The organism is Myxacorys sp., assembly GCF_059501405.1.
In genome coordinates this window covers 15,740-35,260 of the sequence record NZ_JCACCM010000079.1, presented here as the reverse complement: position 1 = coordinate 35,260, position 19,521 = coordinate 15,740, and the positions used below count along the sequence as shown (strand labels likewise).

Below are 19,521 nucleotides of genomic sequence, written 5' to 3'. Positions count from 1 at the left end.
CGCCGCCTGCCGGATCAGCCTTGGCGCTTTGGGGGAAACGCCATCCCGTATCGTTACTGCGCTTCGTAGCGCACGACACCCGCCTTGCGGAGTTCCCTGGTCAGGAAACTCAGGATTGATTCCGGCTTTAAGGCATCTCCAAATTCCGGTTTTGAACGATTGAGGGAGGATCAGTTCTCCCTCATCTTTCCATGCCGGATGCGGTCAAAGCATTTTTCGATGTCGAGTTCTAGAATTCTCTTCTGCAATCCTCCTTTGTTAGAGGACAGGTTGAGAAATAGAACTCGTTGAACATCATGAGCACTCCTACCAGCGCGAAAACCGTAGCTTCTGGCATGGAAGGTCGCTTCATGGGCTGGGTCTAGGGCATAATGCACCAGTTTCTGCCATGCTCTATCGGCAATGGTCGGCACCTTGAGCATCCGGGTTGTCCCATCTCGTTTGGGAATTGGGATTTCTCTTAGCCGCTGATGTTTCCATCGCCATGCCATTGCGCTGAGGAGGCTTTCAAGTTCAAACCGTTCCTTGAAGGTGAGGCTTGATTTGCCATCGACACCTGCCGTCTTTTTCCCAGTATTGAGCTGAGTGATCTGACGGATGGCTAACCATCTCGCACTTTGGGATTTCAGAATCAGCTTCTGAAGATTGCGAGCTTTTCTGGTGTCTCCTGCTCTAACCGCTTTCCACAACCGACATTGGAGGCGGAACAGATTTTTGCGGAATTGCTTCCACGCCAACCCCTTCCAAGATTCACGATAGTTGCCTATGTGTCTAATCATGCTCACCTTTGGGGAGTTGTGTTCTGATAACCTCAAGGCAATTACGCCTTGTCCTACCCGCAATTCAGGAATTCCATGTCTCGTCTCATCTACTAGGGGTTCGACCGGGTTCCCCAGACCTGATTTGCGTTTTTATTCGTTCCCTAGCTCGATAGGTTGTCCCGTTAGATGGAGCCACTTCGCCCGTTAGAAACCCTTAGTTCTGCTAATCTCCACTTCTCAAGTTAGCGGGTCGTTACTCTAACGAAGTCAGGGGCGTGATTGTGTATCCCTGCTTTGGCGTAGGGCGCTTTTCTAGGCTCTGTTTCATCATAGGGACTCCGATAACGCCAGGGTGAGCGATACACGCGCCCTCTGATTGCGTCCTATTCCCAGCTTCAGCCTCCAGGATTCCGAGCCTGGTCACTGTGGGTAGGTCTTGAGTCATTCCGAACTTGAGAAGGGAGGGCTTTCACCTCCATTGAGCTAGAGTTCAGAGCAGAGAGTGCCCTGGCTCGCTTATGAATTCAGCCAACAACGAATCGCACGAAGTGCCGCCACTTAAACAGAGATTGGGATGCCATTCAGATTAAAGTCAGAGGAAACTGAGCCTCCCACCCTACCTTTTTTGCGACACAACCGAGAATACTACCTTTGCTCCAGCAGCACCGAATGAGATCGCAGTTGCTCTGCCAATTCCCGATGTGCCTCCCGTAACTAACGCCACTTTATCTTGCAATATCATTTTGTTCCTCCTGTTTCAATCTCTGTGGGTAGATTCCCCGCCCCTTGGGGCGTAAAATGCCAGGATGATTGAGTACATCCATAAGCGGCATAACGTTTCCGCTCACCGGACGCAGATCACCTTTGCCTGTGACCAACAACCTATATTTGTTCTGGTGCAGAAGGTTTGTTAGCTAATTTTTGTTGCATCGAACATGGAACTTTATGAGTTCAACGCCTTTTCAATACGACGGTCGGGAATGAGCCATAGGACTGCAACCAGAACGTATAATGCACATGCAAGCCAAGGGATTGCAAAAGCAAGTGGAATTGTAACTGCATAAATCAATACCGATAACTTGCCTTTAAAATTCCGACCAAGAGCGTTTGCAAGTGTGGAATCTTGACCGTGGTGAAAAACAAGTGTGCGGGTCAGAGTGAAGTAGGCGATCGCAGCCAACAATAGAACCACACCATAAAGCGCCACAGGCAACGCAGTAAAGTGATTTTCACCCATCCATGCGGTAACAAAGGGAAATAACGATAACCAGAACAACAAATGTAGGTTTGCCCACAAAGTTGAACCATTCACTTGTTGGACTGCCTGAAACAGGTGATGGTGATTGTTCCAGTAGATACCAACATGCACGAAACTCAACACATAGCTTAGAAAGATTGGAATCAACGGACGTAGTGCAGCTAAATCTGACTCATGAGGTATTTTCAACTCCAGTACCATAATGGTGATAATAATAGCAATTACCCCATCACTGAATGCTTCTAACCTACCTTTAACCATTTTTAGACATGCTCCTTGTTTGCTTACCGCGTTGTATAACTGCCGTTTGCAAAAATAGTGTCCGGTTATCCACTATCCATTCATTTTGTTCACCACTTTAAAAGTGTAGATTAAAAGTGTAGAGTTGACCCTCACTCCGTGCTGGTTTACTTCTAAGGACTGGTAAACGGCTTACATTGAATCGCCTTCACATTTCGCAGATAGTTCAACTCTGGCTCGAAGTTAGTGGGACAGAAGACATAAACATTGTCCTGAGATCGGCTAATGACTAAACGGTAGCTGGGTGGAATCCCTTCAGCACTTTCGATCACTTCGATTCTGGGAATCACTTGTGAACTGACTTGAGCCAGGGATGGAAAATTGAACAGTAGGAGTACGCCGAACAGAATTGTGATTGCGATTGTGGTTGTAGTTGTGATTTTGGTTGAAAGAATCTTTCGGTTCATGAGAAATCTCCTGTGGCTTGTGGTTGTGTAATGTTCTGTTGTTTCCAGGGAAGCGGCGATCGATAGGGGTTTTCGTGCATATCCAGGACTTCCCAGGTGGTTGGATTGACTCGCCCTGTAACTGGGATTCTGTAGCGTCGCTGGAGATCGCGTACCGCAGACGCTGTGACCGCACCAAAGATGCCATCGACGATCTCCCCTCTTGGATTGCCTAACCTCACACCTGCGGCTCCTAAAAAGCCATTGTCTTGAAGAATGCACTGTAACAATTGCACATCTCTGCCACGATCGCCTTGGCGCAAGGTAGGTAAGGTTAAATCAGTGTAGGCAGTGGCGATCAGAACGGGTGATGTTTGCTGTGAAGAAATGCGGTGTGCGATTGCGGGATGAGTGAATGAACCTCCGAGTAATCCTGTTGCGATCGTTAATACTCCGAAAATGAGTTGAGGTTTCATGATTGTCCTCCTGATGGATCAGTTCTAGTTGGCATCAATTTTGTGTCGCAGTATTACTCCATCTGCTTGCTCCGATCGGTGTGGAGTAGTGTCGTCGCTGATGCAAAACTCAGGAAACAATTGCAGTAACGCGGATTTCAATTCGCATCGTTGGCAGCCCAAGCGCCGCGACTCCTACCTGTGTCCAAATGGGAGCATGGTTGGGCATGTAATGGCGATATAGCCTGACCATCATCTCATTAACTTCTGGGGGCAAACCACCAACATGGTAAGAATTGACATGGACAACATGCTCCCAGCCCGCCCCGGCAGTTGCCAAGGTTCGCTCTACGTTCCGAAACGCTTGAGCAATCTCGTCCGCAAGCGATTCGGGAATTTGCAGGTTGTCATCCCAACCACCTTGTCCGGATATCTCCACGCGATCACCAATTTTTACTGCTTGCGAGTAATGCAAGTTATTCAGCATGTATTCCCCATAGCCGGGGGTAACAAAAAACTTGGGCTTATTCATGGTGTTCCTCTTTCCTTCGCGTCTACCAGAGAAGACTACTTTTGCACCCACCGCACCAAACGCGATCGCAAACCTGTTTCAATGTCATTCCAGTCAATCGCTGAGAACATTTAGACCTGCGATCGCTGATCTAAGCATTGATGGAAAGCTTGTTCTAACCTTTAGTCGCGATCGCTGGCACGATCGAACAGTGCGTTTGAGGGCAAGCTCGAATCAAGTACCTTGCGTGCACTGTCAACCCCTACAACGGGCAGCGTAACCGGATCAAGCATGCCGAGTTGAACCAATACACTCGCCTGATCCCAGTAGAGGTGTTCATGGGCTAACTTGCCGTCACGGAACCGAATAATCGCGACCACTGGCACTTCAACCCGTTTCCCGGTCGGAGCAATGCCAGGTAGCATCCACTCCATCTGGATGGTATGAGTAAACTTACCCACCATTTCATCGACAAGTTGATCCGCTCCGATCGTGCGCGAAATCGGAACTAGCTCGAAGTCTGGCGGAATCTGTGGAATGAAGTCTTTGGAATAAAACTCACCTACTGCTGCTTTTCCGACTCCCCCAGTCATCACTGGAATGTGATTCACATAAGCGTCCTCAACCATCGTAGCGAGAGCATCTTCAGGGCTGTGAGTCCCAAACTCGTGCCCGATATGCTCTTCCCAGACCGCTTGTAAAGCTTCCTGAGCAGGTGTTAGGTTGGGGGTTGCCTGTACATTTGCTTGTTTGTCTACAGTTTGCTCTTTGACCACGTTAGATTCTCCTAGTTTGTTCTATCTCAACTGTATTGATTCCAATGCTTAATTTCTTTCAGATTCTTATTTCATTCGCGATCGTTGCCGAATTCTTTGTTTACTCACCCGATTGAAGTGAAGCCTGCTTGATATCTATAACGAGATCGGTTAATTGGCGTTGAACCTCTTCACTCAGCGAGTCAAACTCGTCCAGGAAAAATTGCCGTTCTAGCGTCAACTTCCGGGCATTGAGTAGCCCTTCAATCTCTACGGGTCTGATTCCCCGCAGCTTGCTGCGTTCGGAAAACACAGCGTCCGAAGGGTGCTGTTGAGCGAAATCGAGCCGCGGAGCGTGCGAGTGGAGCGAAGTGATACACCGTCCGCTTGCGGCGGTGACGTTCATTTTGCCAATCTCGATCGCGTTTCATCACGACGAATAGCTGCATCGAATCTCGTGACGGTGAAGTTTCGGGTTGTCCGGGCAGCATTACCCTGACAACTCCGCTCATGAGAGCAAGTTGAGAATTCACGAAGCGGACAAAATTCACCTCACCTTCCAGGCGTGTTCCTTTGACAACGGTGTCGAAAGTTTGCTGATTAAATGCAGCGATTTCTTTTCGACCCTTGAGATGCATTCCCTTGAATGCGATGAAGTCGGCAGTTTCGCTAAACGGAGCAGCAAAGTCTTCACCGCTGCCTCGATTCCAAGCCTCAATCATCTGGTGAAGAAAATCACGGATTGCCGACTTGTTAGCAGCAGTGGTGGTTTGAGCTGTTTGTGAATTCATAGTTTTGGGCACCTAAATTAAAATGATGCGGTTGCCTCAATTTCACCCAATGTTTCTTTTGAGCTGTATGTAGAACGATGGCTAGGTTGTCTACGATCGTGAGCATATTTTAATTGTTCAAAAGTGGTGACATTCGCGTGCCAATCAGTTCAATGGAGCGCATCAGTTGGGCGTGATTCATCTGCGCGTTGTCCATTTGAAACGTGACTCTCGAAATGCCACCGAGCGATTCGCTGTGACGGCGGATTTTCTCCGCCACTTCTTCGGGACTGCCGACCAGTAACGCGCCGGTTGTGCCGCGCTGGGCGTCAAAAGCGGCACGCGTAACGGGTGGCCAGCCTCTCTCTCTGCCGATTCTAGTGAAGGTTTCGGCGTAGCCCGGAAAGAACTCTTCAACGGCTTGTTCAGTCGTGTCGGCGACGTAACCGATTGAATGCAATGAAACTTTCAACGTTTCGGGCGCGTGTCCGGCGTACGCTCCGGCATCGCGGTATAAATCTATGAGCGAGCGAAAGCGATGCGTTTCGCCGCCGATAATGGCGACCACGAGCGGCAGTCCAAGCATTCCGGCGCGGCGGAAAGATTGAGGCGTACCGCCGACCCCAATCCAGATGGGAAACGGCTTTTGCAGCGGACGCGGATAAATTGCCTGGTTTTCTAGCGCGGGGCGAAATTTGCCCGACCAATCGACCGTTTCATTGTCCCGAATTTTGAGCAAGAGGTCGAGCTTTTCAGCGAAAATCTCGTCGTAATCGCCGAGACTAAATCCGAATAGTGGAAAGGCTTCGGTGAACGAGCCGCGCCCGACAACCATTTCGGCGCGACCTTTTGAAATCAAATCGAGCGTGGCGAATTGTTGAAACACGCGCACCGGGTCAGCCGCGCTCAGCACCGTAACCGCGCTGGTCAGACGGATGCGCTCGGTGCGTGCGGCGGCAGCGGCGAGAATAACCGCGTTTGCCGAATCTAAAAATTCATGGCGATGATGCTCGCCAATACCGAAGATATCCAAGCCGGAACGATCCGCCTGCTCTATTCTCTCCAGCAGTTCGGCGATGGACTGCGTGGCATCCGCCGTTTCACCATTTTCACTCGTTCCAACCGAGGCAAAACTGTCAATTCCAACTTCCATATCATTTCCTACGCGTTTTGCGAATGAAATAGACTTAATCCGAAATAGTAGAAAGCCTTGGTGTGCGAGTTAAGCTGGTGTTCTCTCGCTCAGCAAAAAGGCCTAACTATCGTCAGCTCAGAGGGGGCGCGCTACTATCGCGGTCTGAAATATCAGGGAGCGGAATGAATTCAGTTTCACCGGGAACCGCCGGGAAGCGGTGGTCTTGCCAATCTCGTTTTGCCTGCTCGATACGCGCTGAGCGGCTCGACACAAAGTTCCAGTACTTTGTGCGATCGCCCACTGGTGCCCCGCCGATAATCATTGCTTTTGCCTCAGCCCCCGCACTGATATTTACTGATTCATTCGGCGCTAAAACGGCTAGACGATATGGCTCTAAAGGCTTTCCATTTACGAATAGGCCGGATGTGACGCTATAAACGGCCCTTTCTAAACCTTCTATTGGCGCTAGCTGAAATTGACTACCCTCCGTGAAAACGAGCGCCAGGTAAAGAGTAGCAGAGTAGGTTTTAACGGGTGATTGGTGAGACTGATAGCTACCGGCGATCAAGGTCGCGCTGGTGCCTGTTTGAATCCACCTGGGTAAATCAGTCACCGGATAATGTGAAAAGCTGGGTTCAACTTCTTCAGCGATTTCGGGGAGGGCAATCCAGGTTTGAATGCCGTGAAGAGTAGATTCTTTTTCTCTAAAGCTCTCGGGCGATCGCTCAGAATGAACAATACCTTTGCCCGCTGTCATCCAGTTCACCTCACCCGGAAAAATCTCTTGTACTGTACCTAGACTGTCTCTATGCAGAAGGCTTCCTTCAAACAAGTAGGTAACCGTCGCTAAATTGATGTGTGGATGGGGTCTAACATCGACGCCTTTTCCAGCCGGGAAAACAGCTGGGCCTAAGTGATCAAAGAAGATGAAAGGTCCAACCATTTTTAGGGTTTCACTCGGTAAGATGCGCTGTACGCTAAACCCACCTAAGTCGTGCTTTTCAGGCGTGATTAATTGCTGAATACTCATTTTTGTACGATCCATTCTTAGTTGACCTTGTGGACGAAGACACAATCACGCCCTAGCGTGTAAATCTACTTCAGTGGGGTGAATTACAGAGTTTTTTCGCAAGCCAGAAAAGCAGCAGATCACTGATTATTTCTGCTGAAGAAAGCCCAGTAACAGGGGATTGACCTGATCGGCATGAGTCCAGTTGATAGCATGGGGTCCACCCGGAATGACAACCAGTTCACTGTTTTTAATCAGCTTTGGAAGTCTTGCTGCGGTGGACTCAAGCGGCAGAATGCGATCGCTATCACCATGAATGATCAGGGTTGGTACATCAATGCGGGGTAGATCGTCGCGGAAATCGGTGAGCCAGGAAGGGACGCAATCCAAAGTCCCTTTGGCAGAAGCCCCTGCTGCCACATTCCAACTGGCTTGAATCGCTTCACTGCTGATGCGATCGCCCAGCAGCACATCCACATTAAAGAATTCTCTGAAAAATGCAGAGAAGTAGGCTGGACGATCTTCAACAATCGCTTTCATGATGCCGTCGAAAACGCTTTGGTCAACGCCTTCAGGATTGTCGTCCGTTTTTAACAGAAAGGGCGGCACTGGAGCCATCAGCACAGCTTTCTGCACCCGCTCTGAGCCGTATTTGCCAAGATAGCGCGTGACTTCACCTGTTCCCATTGAAAAACCGACCAGCACAGCATCCTGCAAGTCAAGCTTGGTCATCAGTGTGTTCAAATCGGCGGCAAAGGTATCGTAGTCATAGCCAGATGAGGGCTGACTGGAGTTGCCAAATCCTCGGCGATCGTAGGTAATTACTCGATATCCTGCATTCAGTAAAACTAAAACCTGCTTCTCCCAGGAATGTCCGTTCAATGGAAATCCATGAATCAGCACAATCGGTTGACCTGCCCCAAGATCTTCGTAGTAGAGATCGATATTTGCAGAGTTTTCTTGACCAACGGTAATGTAAGGCATGAGAGTCTCCTATTTTGTGAATGGGTCGGGCGTATCTGATAGTCGGGGGATAGCACAATGTAGTTTCTATTCAGAAGGTCGGCAAGTCATGATTCCTTCCTTTTGAGTATTAGCATTGGGATTACTGCCCATCGCTCGAAGCGTGATCGTCGGTTCATAGCCAGGGTAACAACGCACCAAGACCGTATCTTCAGATTGAGTCACATACAGTACATAAACGGGTCTACCCCCTAGCACAGCAGGAACAAGGTTGGGAGGTGCGGGGGCTGTTGCAATCAGGGTTGACTGATTCAGCGGGTATATATCTGGTGTCTCCGCCAGAGTAGGCTTTATTTGGAGCGATTGCAAACTGATCAGGACTAATGCTGTGGAAATGACTAGTGAAATCAAGAATTGAGCGGATAGTTTGAACATAATTCAGAGGTTTTAGTTGAGGTTTACCCAAAAGAGAAAGAATGTCAGAGAGAAAGGTGGCGATCGCAGAGTAAATCATTCCAGCAAATTGCTTAGAAGCCACCTATTTGAAACTGCGATCGCAAAAAGATATCTGCCAAGGCAGGTCGCGATTTAGCCTGCTGTAAATCCACCATCGATCACTAAGGGTTGTCCCGTAATATAGCTGGCAGCATCAGAGCACAGAAACACAACCGCTTGAGCAATTTCCGTTGCCTGACCGATCCGACCCATTGGAACAAAAGAGTCTAAATCATCTGCTGTGATACCCAGTTGCTTAGAGGAGCGATCGAGCAGTTCAGTCGCAGTGACTCCAGGGTTCACCGCATTAACCCGGATGCCCTGCTTGGCATAGTCCAGCGCCGCCGATCGCGTCAGCCCCATGACAGCATGTTTACTCGCAACGTAAGGAGAAGTCTCCGGAAACGCAACGAGACCACTCGTTGACGAATTGTTCACAATCACACCAGATCCTTGAGACAACATTTGCTGAATTTCGTACTTCATGCACAAAAACAGTCCCCGAACATTGATTGCCATCAGGTTATCAAAGTCTTCAACTGATTGTTCATGTAGGGGCTTTATAGGTGTTTCAACGCCTGCATTATTGAAAGCACAGTCGAGCCGTCCATAGGTTGCGACTGTATGAAGCACTAATGCTTTGATATCTTTCTCATTCGAGGCATCTGAATGGATATACAAACATTCAGCACCTGTTTCGCGAATCAGTTTGGCAGTTTTTTCTCCTTCTGCATCGCGTCTGCCTGAGAATACTATCTTTGCTCCAGCAGCACCAAGTGCGATCGCCGTTGCTCGACCAATTCCCGATGTGCCACCAGTGACTAACGCCACTTTATCTTGAAGTATCATTGTGCTTCTCCTAGCATTAATTTCGTTGCATTGGTCTGAAGCGTACTAAGTTCCAATGCTTGATTTCTTCCAGATTCTTGGGCAGTTTGTCAGATTTCTGCGCGATAACCTTCAAGACGTAGCGCTGATCAATTCCTCGCTTTTCGCCCAAAGCTGCTTAGCTTTGTTAGTGTCGAGCGCATACGACCTGACGCCGTCGGCAAACGGGTTGGGCGTGTCATTGATCGGCGCGATCGCACAATCTTCGAGATAGTGTCCACCGATCTCGTCTTTATTCGCCACGACTGCTGCCCAGACCGACGTCGCGGCTGCCTGCGGAATTTCTTTCAACTCTTTCGGCGGCAGACCCGCTTCGGTGCGCGCTGCGTCAACAGTCTGCAAAAGTCCCTGCAAGTCCTCCGGCGAGAAATGGCGGGGTAGATCCGTCAAACTGTTTCCGGGCATCACCGAAGCAGCCCGAATGCCGCGATCGCGATGCCGCCTGTCAAACTCCACAGTGAACAGTGAATTGGCGGTTTTCGACCGGCTATAAGCGACCCATGGATCGTACGCCTGCTGCTCGAAATTCGGATCGTCCAAGTCGATATCGGCACCGCGATGTGAGAGCGACGACAGGACGACCAGCCGTCCATTATCGACGAGCAACGGCTCGATCCCATTGATCAGGGCGAAATGACCAAGATGGTTCGTCCCGAACTGGACTTCGAAGCCATCGACCGTCCGACCAAACGGAGTTGCCATAACGCCAGCGTTAGCGATGATGGCATCGAACGGCTGGCCGTTAGCCAACAGTTTATTCGCACAGGCGCGAACGCTTTGCAAGGATGCCAGATCGAGATCGATCAACTCCAGGTTGCCACCTCCTTGCGACGCGGCATCACGAACCGATGCAGTGGCTGGCTCAGCTTTAGCGAGGTTCCTGACTGCGCCGACGACGCTAGCGCCGTGAGCGACCAGTGAACGGGCGGTTTCAAGCCCAATGCCTGACGATGCACCCGTGATGAGAAATCGTTTTCCCTTGAGATCAATGCCTGCAAGCACTTCGTCGGCCGTTGTCTTGGGTCCATATTTTTGGGTCATGACTTCATCCTTTACTAAGTTAGATTTTCACAGTGGTGGAACCGATCGTGCTGTCGAGGAACGTGCGGATCAAAGTTGCTATCTCCTCCGCATGCGTCTCCAGCGCGAAATGTCCGGCGTCGAGCAGGTGAATCTTTGCATTCGGGAGATCTCGCTGATAAGCGGCAGCGCCAGCGGGCAGAAACGCCGGATCATGACGGCCCCAGACGGCGAGAAGCGGCGGACGGTGCTCGCGAAAGTAGGACTGGAAGACTGGATAGAGCACGACGTTGCTGCGGTAGTCGAGGATCAGATCGAGCTGGATCTCCTCCGCGCCCGACCGCCCCATGTAGGCGATGTCGAGTTCGTAGCCGTCGGGCGACAAAAGGGTTGGATCGGCTCCGGTACCATACTGCCAGTTCCGGATTGTTTCCGGCGCGAGCGAGGGTCGGCAGGCTTCCCGGTTCGCTGCGCTCGGCTCGCGCCAATACGTCTCCCACGGCCCCCATTCGTCACTGAAACCCTCAAGGTAGGCGTTGCCGTTCTGCGAGACGATCGCAGATATCCGTTCAGGATGGCGCATCGCCAGACGCAGACCTACCGGCGCACCGTAGTCGAAGATGTAGAGCACGTATTGATCGAGCGACAAAGCATCGGTGAAGCCCTCGATCACGTCGGCAAGTCGGTCGAACGTGTAGTCGAACGTCCCGCGCGGCGGTGCCTTGGTCTGTCCGAAACCGGGCAGATCCGGCGCAACGAGCCGAAAGCGATCGGCAAGGAGAGGGATCAGGTCGCGGAACATGTGGCTAGCGGTTGGAAATCCGTGCAACAGCAGTATCACTGGCGCATCGCTTGACCCAGCCTCGCGGTAGAACACTTCGATGTCGCCGACCTGTCGAAACCCGTAGCGTACTTTCATATCTTTTCCTTTGATTGCGCGTGTAGAAGTTTTGATCTGCTGCAGTACGCACACCAGCATCGAGATTCATACGGTCTATAACGACCCAAGCGCAGCGACCCGGCCCGCGGTGACAGCGTGGATTGCAACCGGAGCGCGAGAGCCGGCCTTGTCAGGCAGCAAAATCACCGCGCACCCCGGCTGACGCGACGAAACCATGCCCCACTTGCTGCTCCTGCTAAAGCGATTATGGAGTAAGCCGCTACAAAAGCGACTCCCACAGGAATTAACGGACTGCTGGGTAGAAAACAAAGCATATACGTCAGTTGACCAAGAATAATACCGGCATAGTGCGACCAAACATGTTTAGGCCGAGCAAGGCCAACGATAAGGCCAACAACAAGAAGTGCTGCGGAATAATAAAAACCTTTCGCATCCCACGGTTCGACCTGCCCGGATAAAAATGGTGACAAGGCCCAGACCATTGCGCCGCCCACAAACGAGAACAAAGAACTTATCGCTAACTCTCTTTTCATTAGATCTTATCGGTAATAAAGTGCTAAGCATCTCAATGGACAAATAGGCTGCAAGAAGATTTGGATCGGTTTAAGAATTGATTGCTTTTCTTAATTCTGATTAAGTCTATTTTTCACCCTCGCTACCTAACGACCAAGCTCACCGGACGCAGATAACCTTGAAAATTCAACCGACCAAATTGCAGCGTTCCGGTGCAACGCATGGTTAGGCGTCGTAGGCTGCTATTACACCTCGAACTCCGGCTGGTTCGGAGCGATTTTGATGGTCCAAGTCCCCTTCTGGCTGAAAGTGCGAGCGGTCGCGAAAGTATCCTCCATGAACTGAAAGTACACGATCTTCCCGTTGCGCACCTTTGCGTGGATCGAGAACGGTGAGGTCACCGCCTTGCTCAGCGAGACCGAGCGGTACGTGAACGTGCCGAACACAGCAACGTTCTCGCCTTCGCCAAAGAGGGCGGTAACGGTGAAGTCCTCATGCGTCCACCATTTCGCAACCCCGGAGAACGTATCGATGAACGCTTGGGGACCTTTGGAGGTTCCTGTCCAAGGCAAGATTTGCTTCAGTTCAGGGTTGTCAAAATTCAGGGAAATGTATGTTGCGTCCTCCGCGACGAGCCGACGGGCAGCCGCCTCGACCTTTTCGGTTGCCGTATTCGCCAGAAACTCTTTGATCACTTCGGTCGGTTGGGTACTCATGGTAACGATTCCTTTCTTTAGTTTTGTGGTGGTGAGTTAAAAGACACTTTGGACATCATCATCAACTCCTAAGTTCTCTTTGTCTTAGTTCACTTGAGTGTAGTCAGTTCCAACACTCAATTTTTTGCAAATTCCTATGGAGTTTTCTATGGAGTTAGCGAACCAATTTCAGTGTTGCTTTAGTGAGTCGCTTGAAGTGCTGTGTCAAACATTTCGTACTGCCGATCGACTATTGCGCTACATACCCACCATCTACCATCAATGTTGTACCTGTTGTGAACGATGCCATGTCAGATGATAAAAACAGAACTGCATTTGCAACTTCAAGCGGTGTTCCAATTCGTCCGATCGGGTGAAGTCCTGCCATGTAAGCTTTGACTTCATCCTGCCCATCTGTCGCTGCTTCAAACATATCTGTTTCGATTACTGCTGGTGCAACGACATTGATGCGAATACCCGCTTTGGCATATTGGAGCGCAGCCGCTTTTGTCAAGCCTATTACTGCACTTTTACTCGCGGTGTAGAGGGGGAAGGTAGGAAATGCAACGACTCCATTCGCAGATGCCGTATTGACGATTGAACCACTTCCCTGTTTCAACATCTGAGCGATTTCATATTTCATCGACAACCAAATGCCTTTGACATTGACGTTCATCGTGCGCTCGTATTCCGCTTCTGTTTGCTCAATCAGTGAAGGATTTTCGCCGATCGTTCCTGCATTGTTAGAAGCAATATCTAACCGACCAAAAACATCAACCGCTTTATCAACCATTGCTTGAACATCGGCTTCTTTCGTGACATCTGCTTGCACAAAAATAGCCTCTCCGCCAGCTTCCTTGATCAATCGAATAGTTTCTTCACCTTCATCCATTCGACGACCCACCACCACCACCTTTGCTTGTTGTTGGGCATAAGCGATCGCGGTTGCACGACCAATTCCTGATGTTCCGCCAGTCACTAAAGCCACTTTATCTTGCAGTATCATCCTGTTTCTCCTGTTTCAATCAATATTGACTTTCAGAAATTGAACTCCGATCGCATCTCAGCCCATGCCAGCGATTGCCATCACCGGGATAGTGAGCAGGTTGAAAACGACGTGAACGACGACGGCGGGTCAGACCGAGGTTTTGATGACGAAAGCCCTTAACTCGACCATCTTGTCACCGCGAAAGCGCCAGACATCGCAGTACGAGTAATGAGCCGCCTTCCCGTCTTCGTCTTTCAGTGTGATGTCGCCGAGTGCCGTGACGAAATCACCCTCAGCGATTAAGTTGGTGACTGTAAACTTTGGCGGTTCTATGTATGTCTCTGCCATATATTGGCGAACGGCTTCTTTTCCGTTAAGGGTCTTGTCGCCTACAAACGTCCATTGCGTGTCGTCGGTGCAGAATGACAAGAATCCTTCATAGTTGCCTGCTGCGTTCGCCGCATTTGCCGCTTCTAAGACAGCTTTATTGTTCTCTGACATCTGAATCTCTCCTCTGTTCAAGTGGATGCTTTAACGGAACGGTCTCTCTACCAGCGCATTCTTCTCCTCAGCGTAATCAGCAATCGCCCGCCATCATCTGCCGCTAGCAACCTTTCGTACTCAACTAACTATCTTTGTATGGTTGGCGTGCAACGGGATTGTTATGCGAGCTCCAATCAATGTTGACCTTTAGCACACAATCAAACTCCGATCGGCAGCATCCGGTTTAGACCCTAATGTTCAGAATTCACTTGCCCTGTAATCACAATGAGTTCTGCTTGCAGTAAAACAACTAATAGCCAAGAAAGCGCTTGTAAAACTGCTTCCATTGTCCAGTTTTGACTCTGAACCTCCCAAATCATCCAAATAATAATGAATCCAATTACCAACCAGGGTAGAATGACCGCTGAATTCCGTCTGCGGTAGAAGCGGATCGCCGTCTCCCGCCAAAAGGGTAAGGTGCTGAGGAAACAAGCAAGGTAAGATAATCCTGCACTGACGAACAGGCTAGTTTGAAGACCCGGAGGCAAGCTTGGGTATCCAAGTGCGATCGCTGTCAGACAAACTCCCAGCGCGAGATACAGGAAAGTAAACAAAGTAAATCGTTTCATTCTTTCTCCAATAGAGCTTATTCTCTGTATCAGACACGCACACATTGAAAGCAACGGATTAGTTCGCTGTAAATCCACCATCGATTACCAAAGGTTGTCCAGCAATGTAACTGGCTGCATCAGTAGTAAAACCCTTCACAGAAGTTTTGTGGGCAGTGCCCGCCCTACTGGCTTTCATGGTGTTCTCTCAATATTTGAGTGGATCGGTTTAGGGTGAAGCAATCGTGAAATTACTTTAGAAAAAAGCTTAGACAAATCTTGCCAGCAAAAGACTAAGAGCAAAGGAAAAGGCATGAAAGCTGACATGAGATAACATCGCAGCCTCAAGCGAGTATTGCCAAAAGAGCCAACCAAAAGCAATGCCAGCAATCCCATTTAGTAATATCGCTCGGATAATCACAAGCGGAGTGAGTGGAACTATCGCGGCAGCCGCGGGCAGGTGTAAAAGTCCAAATACCAACGAAGTTAGAACGATCGCACCTTGGTAAATCCCTTGACTTGGCAACGTAATGCCTTGTTTTAAGACCTTCCACGCTATCCAAACAAGCAGCGACATTAAGCCCCAGCGCATCAGAATTTCCTCAGTGATGCCGCCATAAAGCATTGCTGTAAGCGAACTCAGCCAATTCGGTTCTGTGTTATTAGATGCCTGTAGCGCTTCAGGTAGAGCAGGTTTCATGAACCGATCGAGCAACAGGAGAATGATCGTTGTCGCTGCACCCACACCCAAGCTCCATTTCATCTCAATGACAGAAAATGGAATCTTAGGGGTATGAAGTACCCAGTAGTCAATCAAATGTGAGCGTAATCCAACACGATAAGCACAGCCAATTCCGATCAGAATGCTGATTGCCAGTAGAATTGAATACTGTAGTCCTTGCAGAAGCATTAAAATCCACAATGGCGGAACTTTTGCCAGTATTTCTGGAGACAGTTTTGCTAACTGTTGCTCGACTAAAGGAATAGACGTGATCGTAAACATCACAATTCCCACACTGCCCAATACAAATAAAATCCCGAATTGTTTCAGAATTGCCATTGGTTTAATCTCCAACGAATCGTCGTCTCGCGCCAGAAGGGGAAGGTGCTGAGGAGACAAACAATGTAGGAGGTTCCTGCACTGACGAACAAGCTTGTTTGAAGCCTCGAAGGTAGGTTCGGGTATCCAAGCGCGATCGCTGTCAGACAAACTCCCAGCACGAGATACAGGAAAGTAAACAAAGTAAATTGTTTCATTCTTTGCAAACAAAGCTCAGCGATAATCTATTCCTATATGGCTGACATGACTCAGCCGATGAACAACAATTAGTCCACATGCAGCACAGCCTTACCTGAAAATCTGCGCCCGATCAAATCAGCCGCTGTTACGCCTGCTTCACGCCATGAAACTGCTCGATCGATGTGCGTTTTGAGCCGCCCCTGCTCAACTAACCTCAGTAGACGAGCCAGCCCAGAACTAGCACTTTCCATCTCTACTTCGGTGTACAGCGTGAACCCGTAAAGCGTGCGCTGTCCTCCATTCTCGAAATAGAAGTCTGGTAGGGACAGCTTCATCTCATTGCCGCTGCTACTGCCATAACAAACGCAGGTGCCTCCTTTAGCCAAAAACGCAGTTAGCGTCCCGACCAATTCACCTCCTACTCCATCAACGATCAGTCGATAAGGCGCGAACTGCTTGGCTTCTTGCCCGGTTTCAGTCACCACCACTTCATCCGCGCCATAATCTTGCACAAATGCTTCTTGCGCTGGCTGACGAATTTGGGCAACGACGCTGGCTCCCATCATCCGAGCAAGCTGCATGGCAAAGAGTCCCACTCCCCCTGTTGCCCCTGTGATCAGCACCCGACTTCCTAGTAAACGAGATCCCTTTTCCACTGCATACAGTGCTGTTAACCCCGCGACGGGCAGTGTGGCGGCATCGGTATCTGATACGCTCTGGGGAATAATAGCCAGAAAGCGAGTCGGAATTGCTACATATTCTGCCCAGCCCTCCGAGCGGATGGAGAGGGCAACAATTTTTGTCCCTGTGGGTGGGCCACTACCGTCCTGTGCTGTTTGTTCAACAACGCCAACGACATCCCAGCCAATCGGAGTGCCCAGTAGATCATTTTGCGATCGCTTAAGTTCGCCCCGATTCATCGAAAATGCCTTGACGCGAATCAAGCACTCGTTAGCATTCAGAGTGGGAACTTCAGTGTCTTGAAAGGTGAGGTTGCCAACGGCATCTGGTGAACTCACGAGTCTACGCATCGCCATGTCCTTGTGTGTAGAGGGCTATAGTTTTGTGTTCTAGATAGAACTGTTTCAATCAACTTGCTGTCTATCCACTATCGATCGCAAACGGTTGCCCAGTGATGTAGCTGGCAGCATCAGAGCAGAGAAACATAACCGCTTGAGCAATTTCCGTTGCCTGACCGATCCGACCCATTGGAACCGTAGACCCGAGATCATCGGACGGGATGCCCCACTGGTCGGCGGCACGAGCCATGAGGTCAGTCGCAATCGGTCAGGATTCACCGCATTAATCCGAATACCCTGTTTGGCATAGTCAAGTGCTGCCGATCGCGTTAGCCCCATTACTGCATGTTTGCTATTGACCTTCAGCAACGAACTGACGAGATCACCGACGACCAATCCGATCGCTCTGAAAAACGGGTTCGGATGCCTTGTCGCGTTTGAATACCTTGTAGGCGATCGCCAGGAATATGGGTATTGCAACCAGCACTGATAGCGCCCCGTAGGTCGCGTGGTACTCGTTGATTGTGAACAGAGCCGGTGTGGTCACGGCACTTCCAGTGATGTTAAACAGGAGTATGCTGCCGATGTTGTTCGCGAAGTGTGCGCCGATGGCGAGTTCAGTGGTTCCGTCAATCAACGAAACCACAGTCCACAACAGACCCGGAACGAGGAAGTAGTTGGAGAAGACCGTGAGCCAGCCGCCTGCGCTCACCTCCGGGTTTAAGAGGTGCGGCAGGGTGAATACCATGGCTGCCACGAGCGCCAGAAAAACGCGGTTGGTCGAGATCATGCTCGCGCCCTGCACGATGTATCCGCGAAAGAAAAGCTCCTCCGTGGTCGTCTGGATCGCGGTGAAGACCAGTGCCAGTGGCACGAAGAGCGCGAACGTCTTGAGGTCGGAGTTGAAGGAGAAGCTATCGGGGTAGAAGAGGTACTGTCCCAGCACGCCTATCAGAAACGCTGGAACGGACCACGCCACAAACCCCTGACCGATGCGACGCCAATCGATCCGCTCCCGCGCCGTAATCAGCGTCCGGGGGTAGCGGCGGTGGATAAGGGTAACGGCGATTAGAACCCCCGCGAGGAAAAATGGGAAACCTGCCATAACAAACAGGAACTTCCCGAAAGGACCAAGCACGAGGTAATCAAGCACGAAGTAATCCGGCTGGCCGATGATCGCGACGAGTACGCTGGCACCAGTCCCGACCACCAGCCACGCAAAGAGGATGATCACCAGTCCCAAAACATACCGCCACCCCCGATACTTTCCCCACCGGGCGGCCTCTACGTAAGTCGCATCTTGCACTTTCGTTTTGATTGCGTTGATCTTCATCTTTGTCTCCTTGACTCGTGCGTGTATGTAGCGCTTGAACGTTAGCGAATCTGTTTTGGAGTCATTCCTGTAATGCGCTTGAATTGCTGTGTCAGATGGCTCTGACTGGAGAAGCCGACTTGTAGAGCAATGTCTGCGATCGCTAAATCCGTTTTCGACAGCATCAATTTTGCTCGTTCCACTCGTTGTTGAATCACATACTGGTGTGGAGAAATCTCGATCGCTTGTTTGAATGCACTAGCAAAGTAAGTCGGGCTAAGATTCAGCGTCTCTGCCAGTTCGACCAGTGACAAATCTCGGTCAAGGTGAGTGTGAATATAATCGAGTACTTGCTGCAATTGGGTGCGTGTTAAACCTCTGTTCTTGAATTCAAGGGTTGGCGTTGTAATGGTTAGCATGGTGCAGAAATGGGTGGTTTGTTCGACAGGAAAAGCTAACCGTCAAAATCAGGTAGCTTACTGGCACTAGCAAGCAAAAACAGAATCTTTAAGTTAGAAATTGAGCGCAACAGAGCTGCCCAAGATCTAAAAGCATGAGCCTTTAAACATCGACCGAATTGTCATGAATTAGATCGAAACCTTGCTCACTTCTCAGAAATAAGTACTAGGCACGAATGTGTCAGAGGTTGCTCATACGAGCTTCTTCAGAATGTCGCGAATATGAGTTTTTGCCGTACCCACAGAAATATTAAGTTTCCGAGCGATCGCGATACTGTTGTCTCCATCAACAATCAATTGCAACGCCTCCAACTCCCAATCTGTGAGTGATTCAGCGAGAATCATTTGCCTCAAGTCTGAATCAACTGCGCGAATCACGAGCGCCTCAACCGAGTTACTGTCATCAGATGGAGGAGGATAGGCTTGTTGGAGCCGCTCAGCGACCTCTTGGGCAACCGTAACAAGAGCATGATTAGGAGAGCGCGCAGTGGGAAAATGAGTCTGAGTTGAAAACCTCGATTGCTTGAAATCATTTTTGGTCGATCGTGGACTGGATTTCATAAAATTGTCCTCAGTCAAACATGGACGGCGAGCAAAG

General features: G+C 50.0%; 26 protein-coding genes and 1 pseudogene. All 27 read right to left on the bottom strand.

Features of this window, described 5'->3' with window-relative positions:
- Window positions 1–170: 170 nt before the first annotated feature.
- The 27 genes and pseudogenes from AC5I6P_RS08130 to AC5I6P_RS08000 all read right to left on the bottom strand — a co-directional run bounded on the left by AC5I6P_RS08130 (window position 171) and on the right by AC5I6P_RS08000 (window position 19,484).
- The gene (locus AC5I6P_RS08130; protein ID WP_495693247.1) at window positions 171–779 is read right to left on the bottom strand and encodes a reverse transcriptase N-terminal domain-containing protein; all 609 of its coding nucleotides are present in this window, start codon (window positions 777–779) and stop codon (window positions 171–173) included.
- 598 nt (window positions 780–1,377) lie between these two features.
- Window positions 1,378–1,503 carry an SDR family NAD(P)-dependent oxidoreductase gene (locus tag AC5I6P_RS08125; RefSeq protein WP_495693246.1) on the bottom strand — a complete coding sequence of 42 codons (126 nt, stop codon included), beginning with the start codon at window positions 1,501–1,503 and terminating at the stop codon, window positions 1,378–1,380.
- Window positions 1,504–1,704: 201 nt separating this feature from the next.
- Window positions 1,705–2,280 carry a TMEM175 family protein gene (locus AC5I6P_RS08120; RefSeq protein WP_495693245.1) on the bottom strand — a complete coding sequence of 192 codons (576 nt, stop codon included), beginning with the start codon at window positions 2,278–2,280 and terminating at the stop codon, window positions 1,705–1,707.
- Window positions 2,281–2,432: 152 nt separating this feature from the next.
- Window positions 2,433–2,726: a hypothetical protein gene (locus tag AC5I6P_RS08115; protein WP_495693244.1), complete on the bottom strand. Its 294-nt coding sequence runs from the start codon at window positions 2,724–2,726 to the stop codon at window positions 2,433–2,435.
- Window positions 2,723–3,181 (bottom strand): peptidoglycan-binding domain-containing protein, encoded by a 459-nt coding sequence (locus tag AC5I6P_RS08110; protein WP_495693243.1) that lies wholly within the window; start codon window positions 3,179–3,181, stop codon window positions 2,723–2,725. Before AC5I6P_RS08110 ends, AC5I6P_RS08115 begins: the two co-directional genes overlap by 4 nt.
- 109 nt (window positions 3,182–3,290) lie before the next feature.
- Complete coding sequence (locus tag AC5I6P_RS08105) at window positions 3,291–3,692, bottom strand: RidA family protein (RefSeq protein WP_495693242.1); 402 nt, start codon at window positions 3,690–3,692, stop codon at window positions 3,291–3,293.
- A gap of 161 nt (window positions 3,693–3,853) precedes the next feature.
- Window positions 3,854–4,447 carry an ester cyclase gene (locus AC5I6P_RS08100; protein WP_495693241.1) on the bottom strand — a complete coding sequence of 198 codons (594 nt, stop codon included), beginning with the start codon at window positions 4,445–4,447 and terminating at the stop codon, window positions 3,854–3,856.
- A gap of 242 nt (window positions 4,448–4,689) precedes the next feature.
- A complete protein-coding gene (locus tag AC5I6P_RS08095) occupies window positions 4,690–5,217 on the bottom strand; it encodes an SgcJ/EcaC family oxidoreductase (protein ID WP_495693240.1) in 528 nt (175 codons plus the stop codon).
- Between the two features lie 109 nt (window positions 5,218–5,326).
- Window positions 5,327–6,349, bottom strand: a complete 1,023-nt coding sequence (locus tag AC5I6P_RS08090; protein ID WP_495693239.1) for an LLM class flavin-dependent oxidoreductase — start codon at window positions 6,347–6,349, stop codon at window positions 5,327–5,329.
- Between the two features lie 112 nt (window positions 6,350–6,461).
- Entirely contained in the window at window positions 6,462–7,361 is a 900-nt protein-coding gene (locus AC5I6P_RS08085; RefSeq protein WP_495693238.1) for a pirin family protein, read from the bottom strand.
- Window positions 7,362–7,487: 126 nt separating this feature from the next.
- Window positions 7,488–8,324 carry an alpha/beta fold hydrolase gene (locus AC5I6P_RS08080; RefSeq protein ID WP_495693237.1) on the bottom strand — a complete coding sequence of 279 codons (837 nt, stop codon included), beginning with the start codon at window positions 8,322–8,324 and terminating at the stop codon, window positions 7,488–7,490.
- Window positions 8,325–8,390: 66 nt separating this feature from the next.
- Window positions 8,391–8,738 (bottom strand): hypothetical protein, encoded by a 348-nt coding sequence (locus AC5I6P_RS08075; protein WP_495693236.1) that lies wholly within the window; start codon window positions 8,736–8,738, stop codon window positions 8,391–8,393.
- 153 nt (window positions 8,739–8,891) lie between these two features.
- Complete coding sequence (locus AC5I6P_RS08070; protein ID WP_495693235.1) at window positions 8,892–9,647, bottom strand: SDR family oxidoreductase; 756 nt, start codon at window positions 9,645–9,647, stop codon at window positions 8,892–8,894.
- Window positions 9,648–9,758: 111 nt separating this feature from the next.
- Entirely contained in the window at window positions 9,759–10,727 is a 969-nt protein-coding gene (locus tag AC5I6P_RS08065) for an SDR family NAD(P)-dependent oxidoreductase (RefSeq protein ID WP_495693234.1), read from the bottom strand.
- A gap of 19 nt (window positions 10,728–10,746) precedes the next feature.
- The gene (locus AC5I6P_RS08060) at window positions 10,747–11,685 is read right to left on the bottom strand and encodes an alpha/beta fold hydrolase (RefSeq protein WP_495693233.1); all 939 of its coding nucleotides are present in this window, start codon (window positions 11,683–11,685) and stop codon (window positions 10,747–10,749) included.
- Window positions 11,686–11,789: 104 nt separating this feature from the next.
- Complete coding sequence (locus AC5I6P_RS08055) at window positions 11,790–12,140, bottom strand: hypothetical protein (protein WP_495693232.1); 351 nt, start codon at window positions 12,138–12,140, stop codon at window positions 11,790–11,792.
- A gap of 225 nt (window positions 12,141–12,365) precedes the next feature.
- Window positions 12,366–12,836: a nuclear transport factor 2 family protein gene (locus AC5I6P_RS08050; protein WP_495693231.1), complete on the bottom strand. Its 471-nt coding sequence runs from the start codon at window positions 12,834–12,836 to the stop codon at window positions 12,366–12,368.
- A gap of 229 nt (window positions 12,837–13,065) precedes the next feature.
- Window positions 13,066–13,821, bottom strand: coding sequence for an SDR family oxidoreductase (locus tag AC5I6P_RS08045; protein ID WP_495693230.1), 756 nt, complete (start codon window positions 13,819–13,821; stop codon window positions 13,066–13,068).
- Between the two features lie 129 nt (window positions 13,822–13,950).
- Window positions 13,951–14,304, bottom strand: a complete 354-nt coding sequence (locus AC5I6P_RS08040) for a nuclear transport factor 2 family protein (protein ID WP_333175647.1) — start codon at window positions 14,302–14,304, stop codon at window positions 13,951–13,953.
- Between the two features lie 233 nt (window positions 14,305–14,537).
- Window positions 14,538–14,915, bottom strand: coding sequence for a hypothetical protein (locus AC5I6P_RS08035; RefSeq protein ID WP_495693229.1), 378 nt, complete (start codon window positions 14,913–14,915; stop codon window positions 14,538–14,540).
- A 247-nt stretch (window positions 14,916–15,162) separates the two neighbouring features.
- Window positions 15,163–15,954: a CPBP family intramembrane glutamic endopeptidase gene (locus tag AC5I6P_RS08030; RefSeq protein WP_495693228.1), complete on the bottom strand. Its 792-nt coding sequence runs from the start codon at window positions 15,952–15,954 to the stop codon at window positions 15,163–15,165.
- The gene (locus tag AC5I6P_RS08025) at window positions 15,942–16,151 is read right to left on the bottom strand and encodes a hypothetical protein (protein WP_495693227.1); all 210 of its coding nucleotides are present in this window, start codon (window positions 16,149–16,151) and stop codon (window positions 15,942–15,944) included. The genes AC5I6P_RS08030 and AC5I6P_RS08025 overlap by 13 nt, the downstream gene beginning before the upstream one ends.
- 69 nt (window positions 16,152–16,220) lie before the next feature.
- Window positions 16,221–17,165 (bottom strand): zinc-binding dehydrogenase, encoded by a 945-nt coding sequence (locus tag AC5I6P_RS08020; RefSeq protein WP_495693226.1) that lies wholly within the window; start codon window positions 17,163–17,165, stop codon window positions 16,221–16,223.
- 70 nt (window positions 17,166–17,235) lie between these two features.
- Window positions 17,236–17,492: pseudogene (locus AC5I6P_RS08015) on the bottom strand (SDR family oxidoreductase).
- 43 nt (window positions 17,493–17,535) lie between these two features.
- A complete protein-coding gene (locus AC5I6P_RS08010) occupies window positions 17,536–18,486 on the bottom strand; it encodes a CPBP family glutamic-type intramembrane protease (RefSeq protein ID WP_495693225.1) in 951 nt (316 codons plus the stop codon).
- A 41-nt stretch (window positions 18,487–18,527) separates the two neighbouring features.
- Window positions 18,528–18,884, bottom strand: coding sequence for an AraC family transcriptional regulator (locus tag AC5I6P_RS08005; protein ID WP_495693224.1), 357 nt, complete (start codon window positions 18,882–18,884; stop codon window positions 18,528–18,530).
- Window positions 18,885–19,115: 231 nt separating this feature from the next.
- Window positions 19,116–19,484, bottom strand: a complete 369-nt coding sequence (locus AC5I6P_RS08000) for a response regulator transcription factor (protein WP_495693223.1) — start codon at window positions 19,482–19,484, stop codon at window positions 19,116–19,118.
- Window positions 19,485–19,521 lie beyond the last annotated feature (37 nt).

Excerpts from the sequence above, each read along its gene's own strand:
- AC5I6P_RS08130 (WP_495693247.1), bottom strand. The coding sequence starts at position 779 with ATGATTAGACACATAGGCAACTATCGTGAATCTTGGAAGGGGTTGGCG.
- AC5I6P_RS08125 (WP_495693246.1), bottom strand. The coding sequence starts at position 1,503 with ATGATATTGCAAGATAAAGTGGCGTTAGTTACGGGAGGCACATCGGGA.
- AC5I6P_RS08120 (WP_495693245.1), bottom strand. The coding sequence starts at position 2,280 with ATGGTTAAAGGTAGGTTAGAAGCATTCAGTGATGGGGTAATTGCTATT.
- AC5I6P_RS08115 (WP_495693244.1), bottom strand. The coding sequence starts at position 2,726 with ATGAACCGAAAGATTCTTTCAACCAAAATCACAACTACAACCACAATC.
- AC5I6P_RS08110 (WP_495693243.1), bottom strand. The coding sequence starts at position 3,181 with ATGAAACCTCAACTCATTTTCGGAGTATTAACGATCGCAACAGGATTA.
- AC5I6P_RS08105 (WP_495693242.1), bottom strand. The coding sequence starts at position 3,692 with ATGAATAAGCCCAAGTTTTTTGTTACCCCCGGCTATGGGGAATACATG.
- AC5I6P_RS08095 (WP_495693240.1), bottom strand. The coding sequence starts at position 5,217 with ATGAATTCACAAACAGCTCAAACCACCACTGCTGCTAACAAGTCGGCA.
- AC5I6P_RS08090 (WP_495693239.1), bottom strand. The coding sequence starts at position 6,349 with ATGGAAGTTGGAATTGACAGTTTTGCCTCGGTTGGAACGAGTGAAAAT.
- AC5I6P_RS08085 (WP_495693238.1), bottom strand. The coding sequence starts at position 7,361 with ATGAGTATTCAGCAATTAATCACGCCTGAAAAGCACGACTTAGGTGGG.
- AC5I6P_RS08080 (WP_495693237.1), bottom strand. The coding sequence starts at position 8,324 with ATGCCTTACATTACCGTTGGTCAAGAAAACTCTGCAAATATCGATCTC.
- AC5I6P_RS08075 (WP_495693236.1), bottom strand. The coding sequence starts at position 8,738 with ATGTTCAAACTATCCGCTCAATTCTTGATTTCACTAGTCATTTCCACA.
- AC5I6P_RS08070 (WP_495693235.1), bottom strand. The coding sequence starts at position 9,647 with ATGATACTTCAAGATAAAGTGGCGTTAGTCACTGGTGGCACATCGGGA.
- AC5I6P_RS08065 (WP_495693234.1), bottom strand. The coding sequence starts at position 10,727 with ATGACCCAAAAATATGGACCCAAGACAACGGCCGACGAAGTGCTTGCA.
- AC5I6P_RS08060 (WP_495693233.1), bottom strand. The coding sequence starts at position 11,685 with ATGCTGGTGTGCGTACTGCAGCAGATCAAAACTTCTACACGCGCAATC.
- AC5I6P_RS08055 (WP_495693232.1), bottom strand. The coding sequence starts at position 12,140 with ATGAAAAGAGAGTTAGCGATAAGTTCTTTGTTCTCGTTTGTGGGCGGC.
- AC5I6P_RS08050 (WP_495693231.1), bottom strand. The coding sequence starts at position 12,836 with ATGAGTACCCAACCGACCGAAGTGATCAAAGAGTTTCTGGCGAATACG.
- AC5I6P_RS08045 (WP_495693230.1), bottom strand. The coding sequence starts at position 13,821 with ATGATACTGCAAGATAAAGTGGCTTTAGTGACTGGCGGAACATCAGGA.
- AC5I6P_RS08040 (WP_333175647.1), bottom strand. The coding sequence starts at position 14,304 with ATGTCAGAGAACAATAAAGCTGTCTTAGAAGCGGCAAATGCGGCGAAC.
- AC5I6P_RS08035 (WP_495693229.1), bottom strand. The coding sequence starts at position 14,915 with ATGAAACGATTTACTTTGTTTACTTTCCTGTATCTCGCGCTGGGAGTT.
- AC5I6P_RS08030 (WP_495693228.1), bottom strand. The coding sequence starts at position 15,954 with ATGGCAATTCTGAAACAATTCGGGATTTTATTTGTATTGGGCAGTGTG.
- AC5I6P_RS08025 (WP_495693227.1), bottom strand. The coding sequence starts at position 16,151 with ATGAAACAATTTACTTTGTTTACTTTCCTGTATCTCGTGCTGGGAGTT.
- AC5I6P_RS08020 (WP_495693226.1), bottom strand. The coding sequence starts at position 17,165 with ATGCGTAGACTCGTGAGTTCACCAGATGCCGTTGGCAACCTCACCTTT.
- AC5I6P_RS08010 (WP_495693225.1), bottom strand. The coding sequence starts at position 18,486 with ATGAAGATCAACGCAATCAAAACGAAAGTGCAAGATGCGACTTACGTA.
- AC5I6P_RS08005 (WP_495693224.1), bottom strand. The coding sequence starts at position 18,884 with ATGCTAACCATTACAACGCCAACCCTTGAATTCAAGAACAGAGGTTTA.
- AC5I6P_RS08000 (WP_495693223.1), bottom strand. The coding sequence starts at position 19,484 with ATGAAATCCAGTCCACGATCGACCAAAAATGATTTCAAGCAATCGAGG.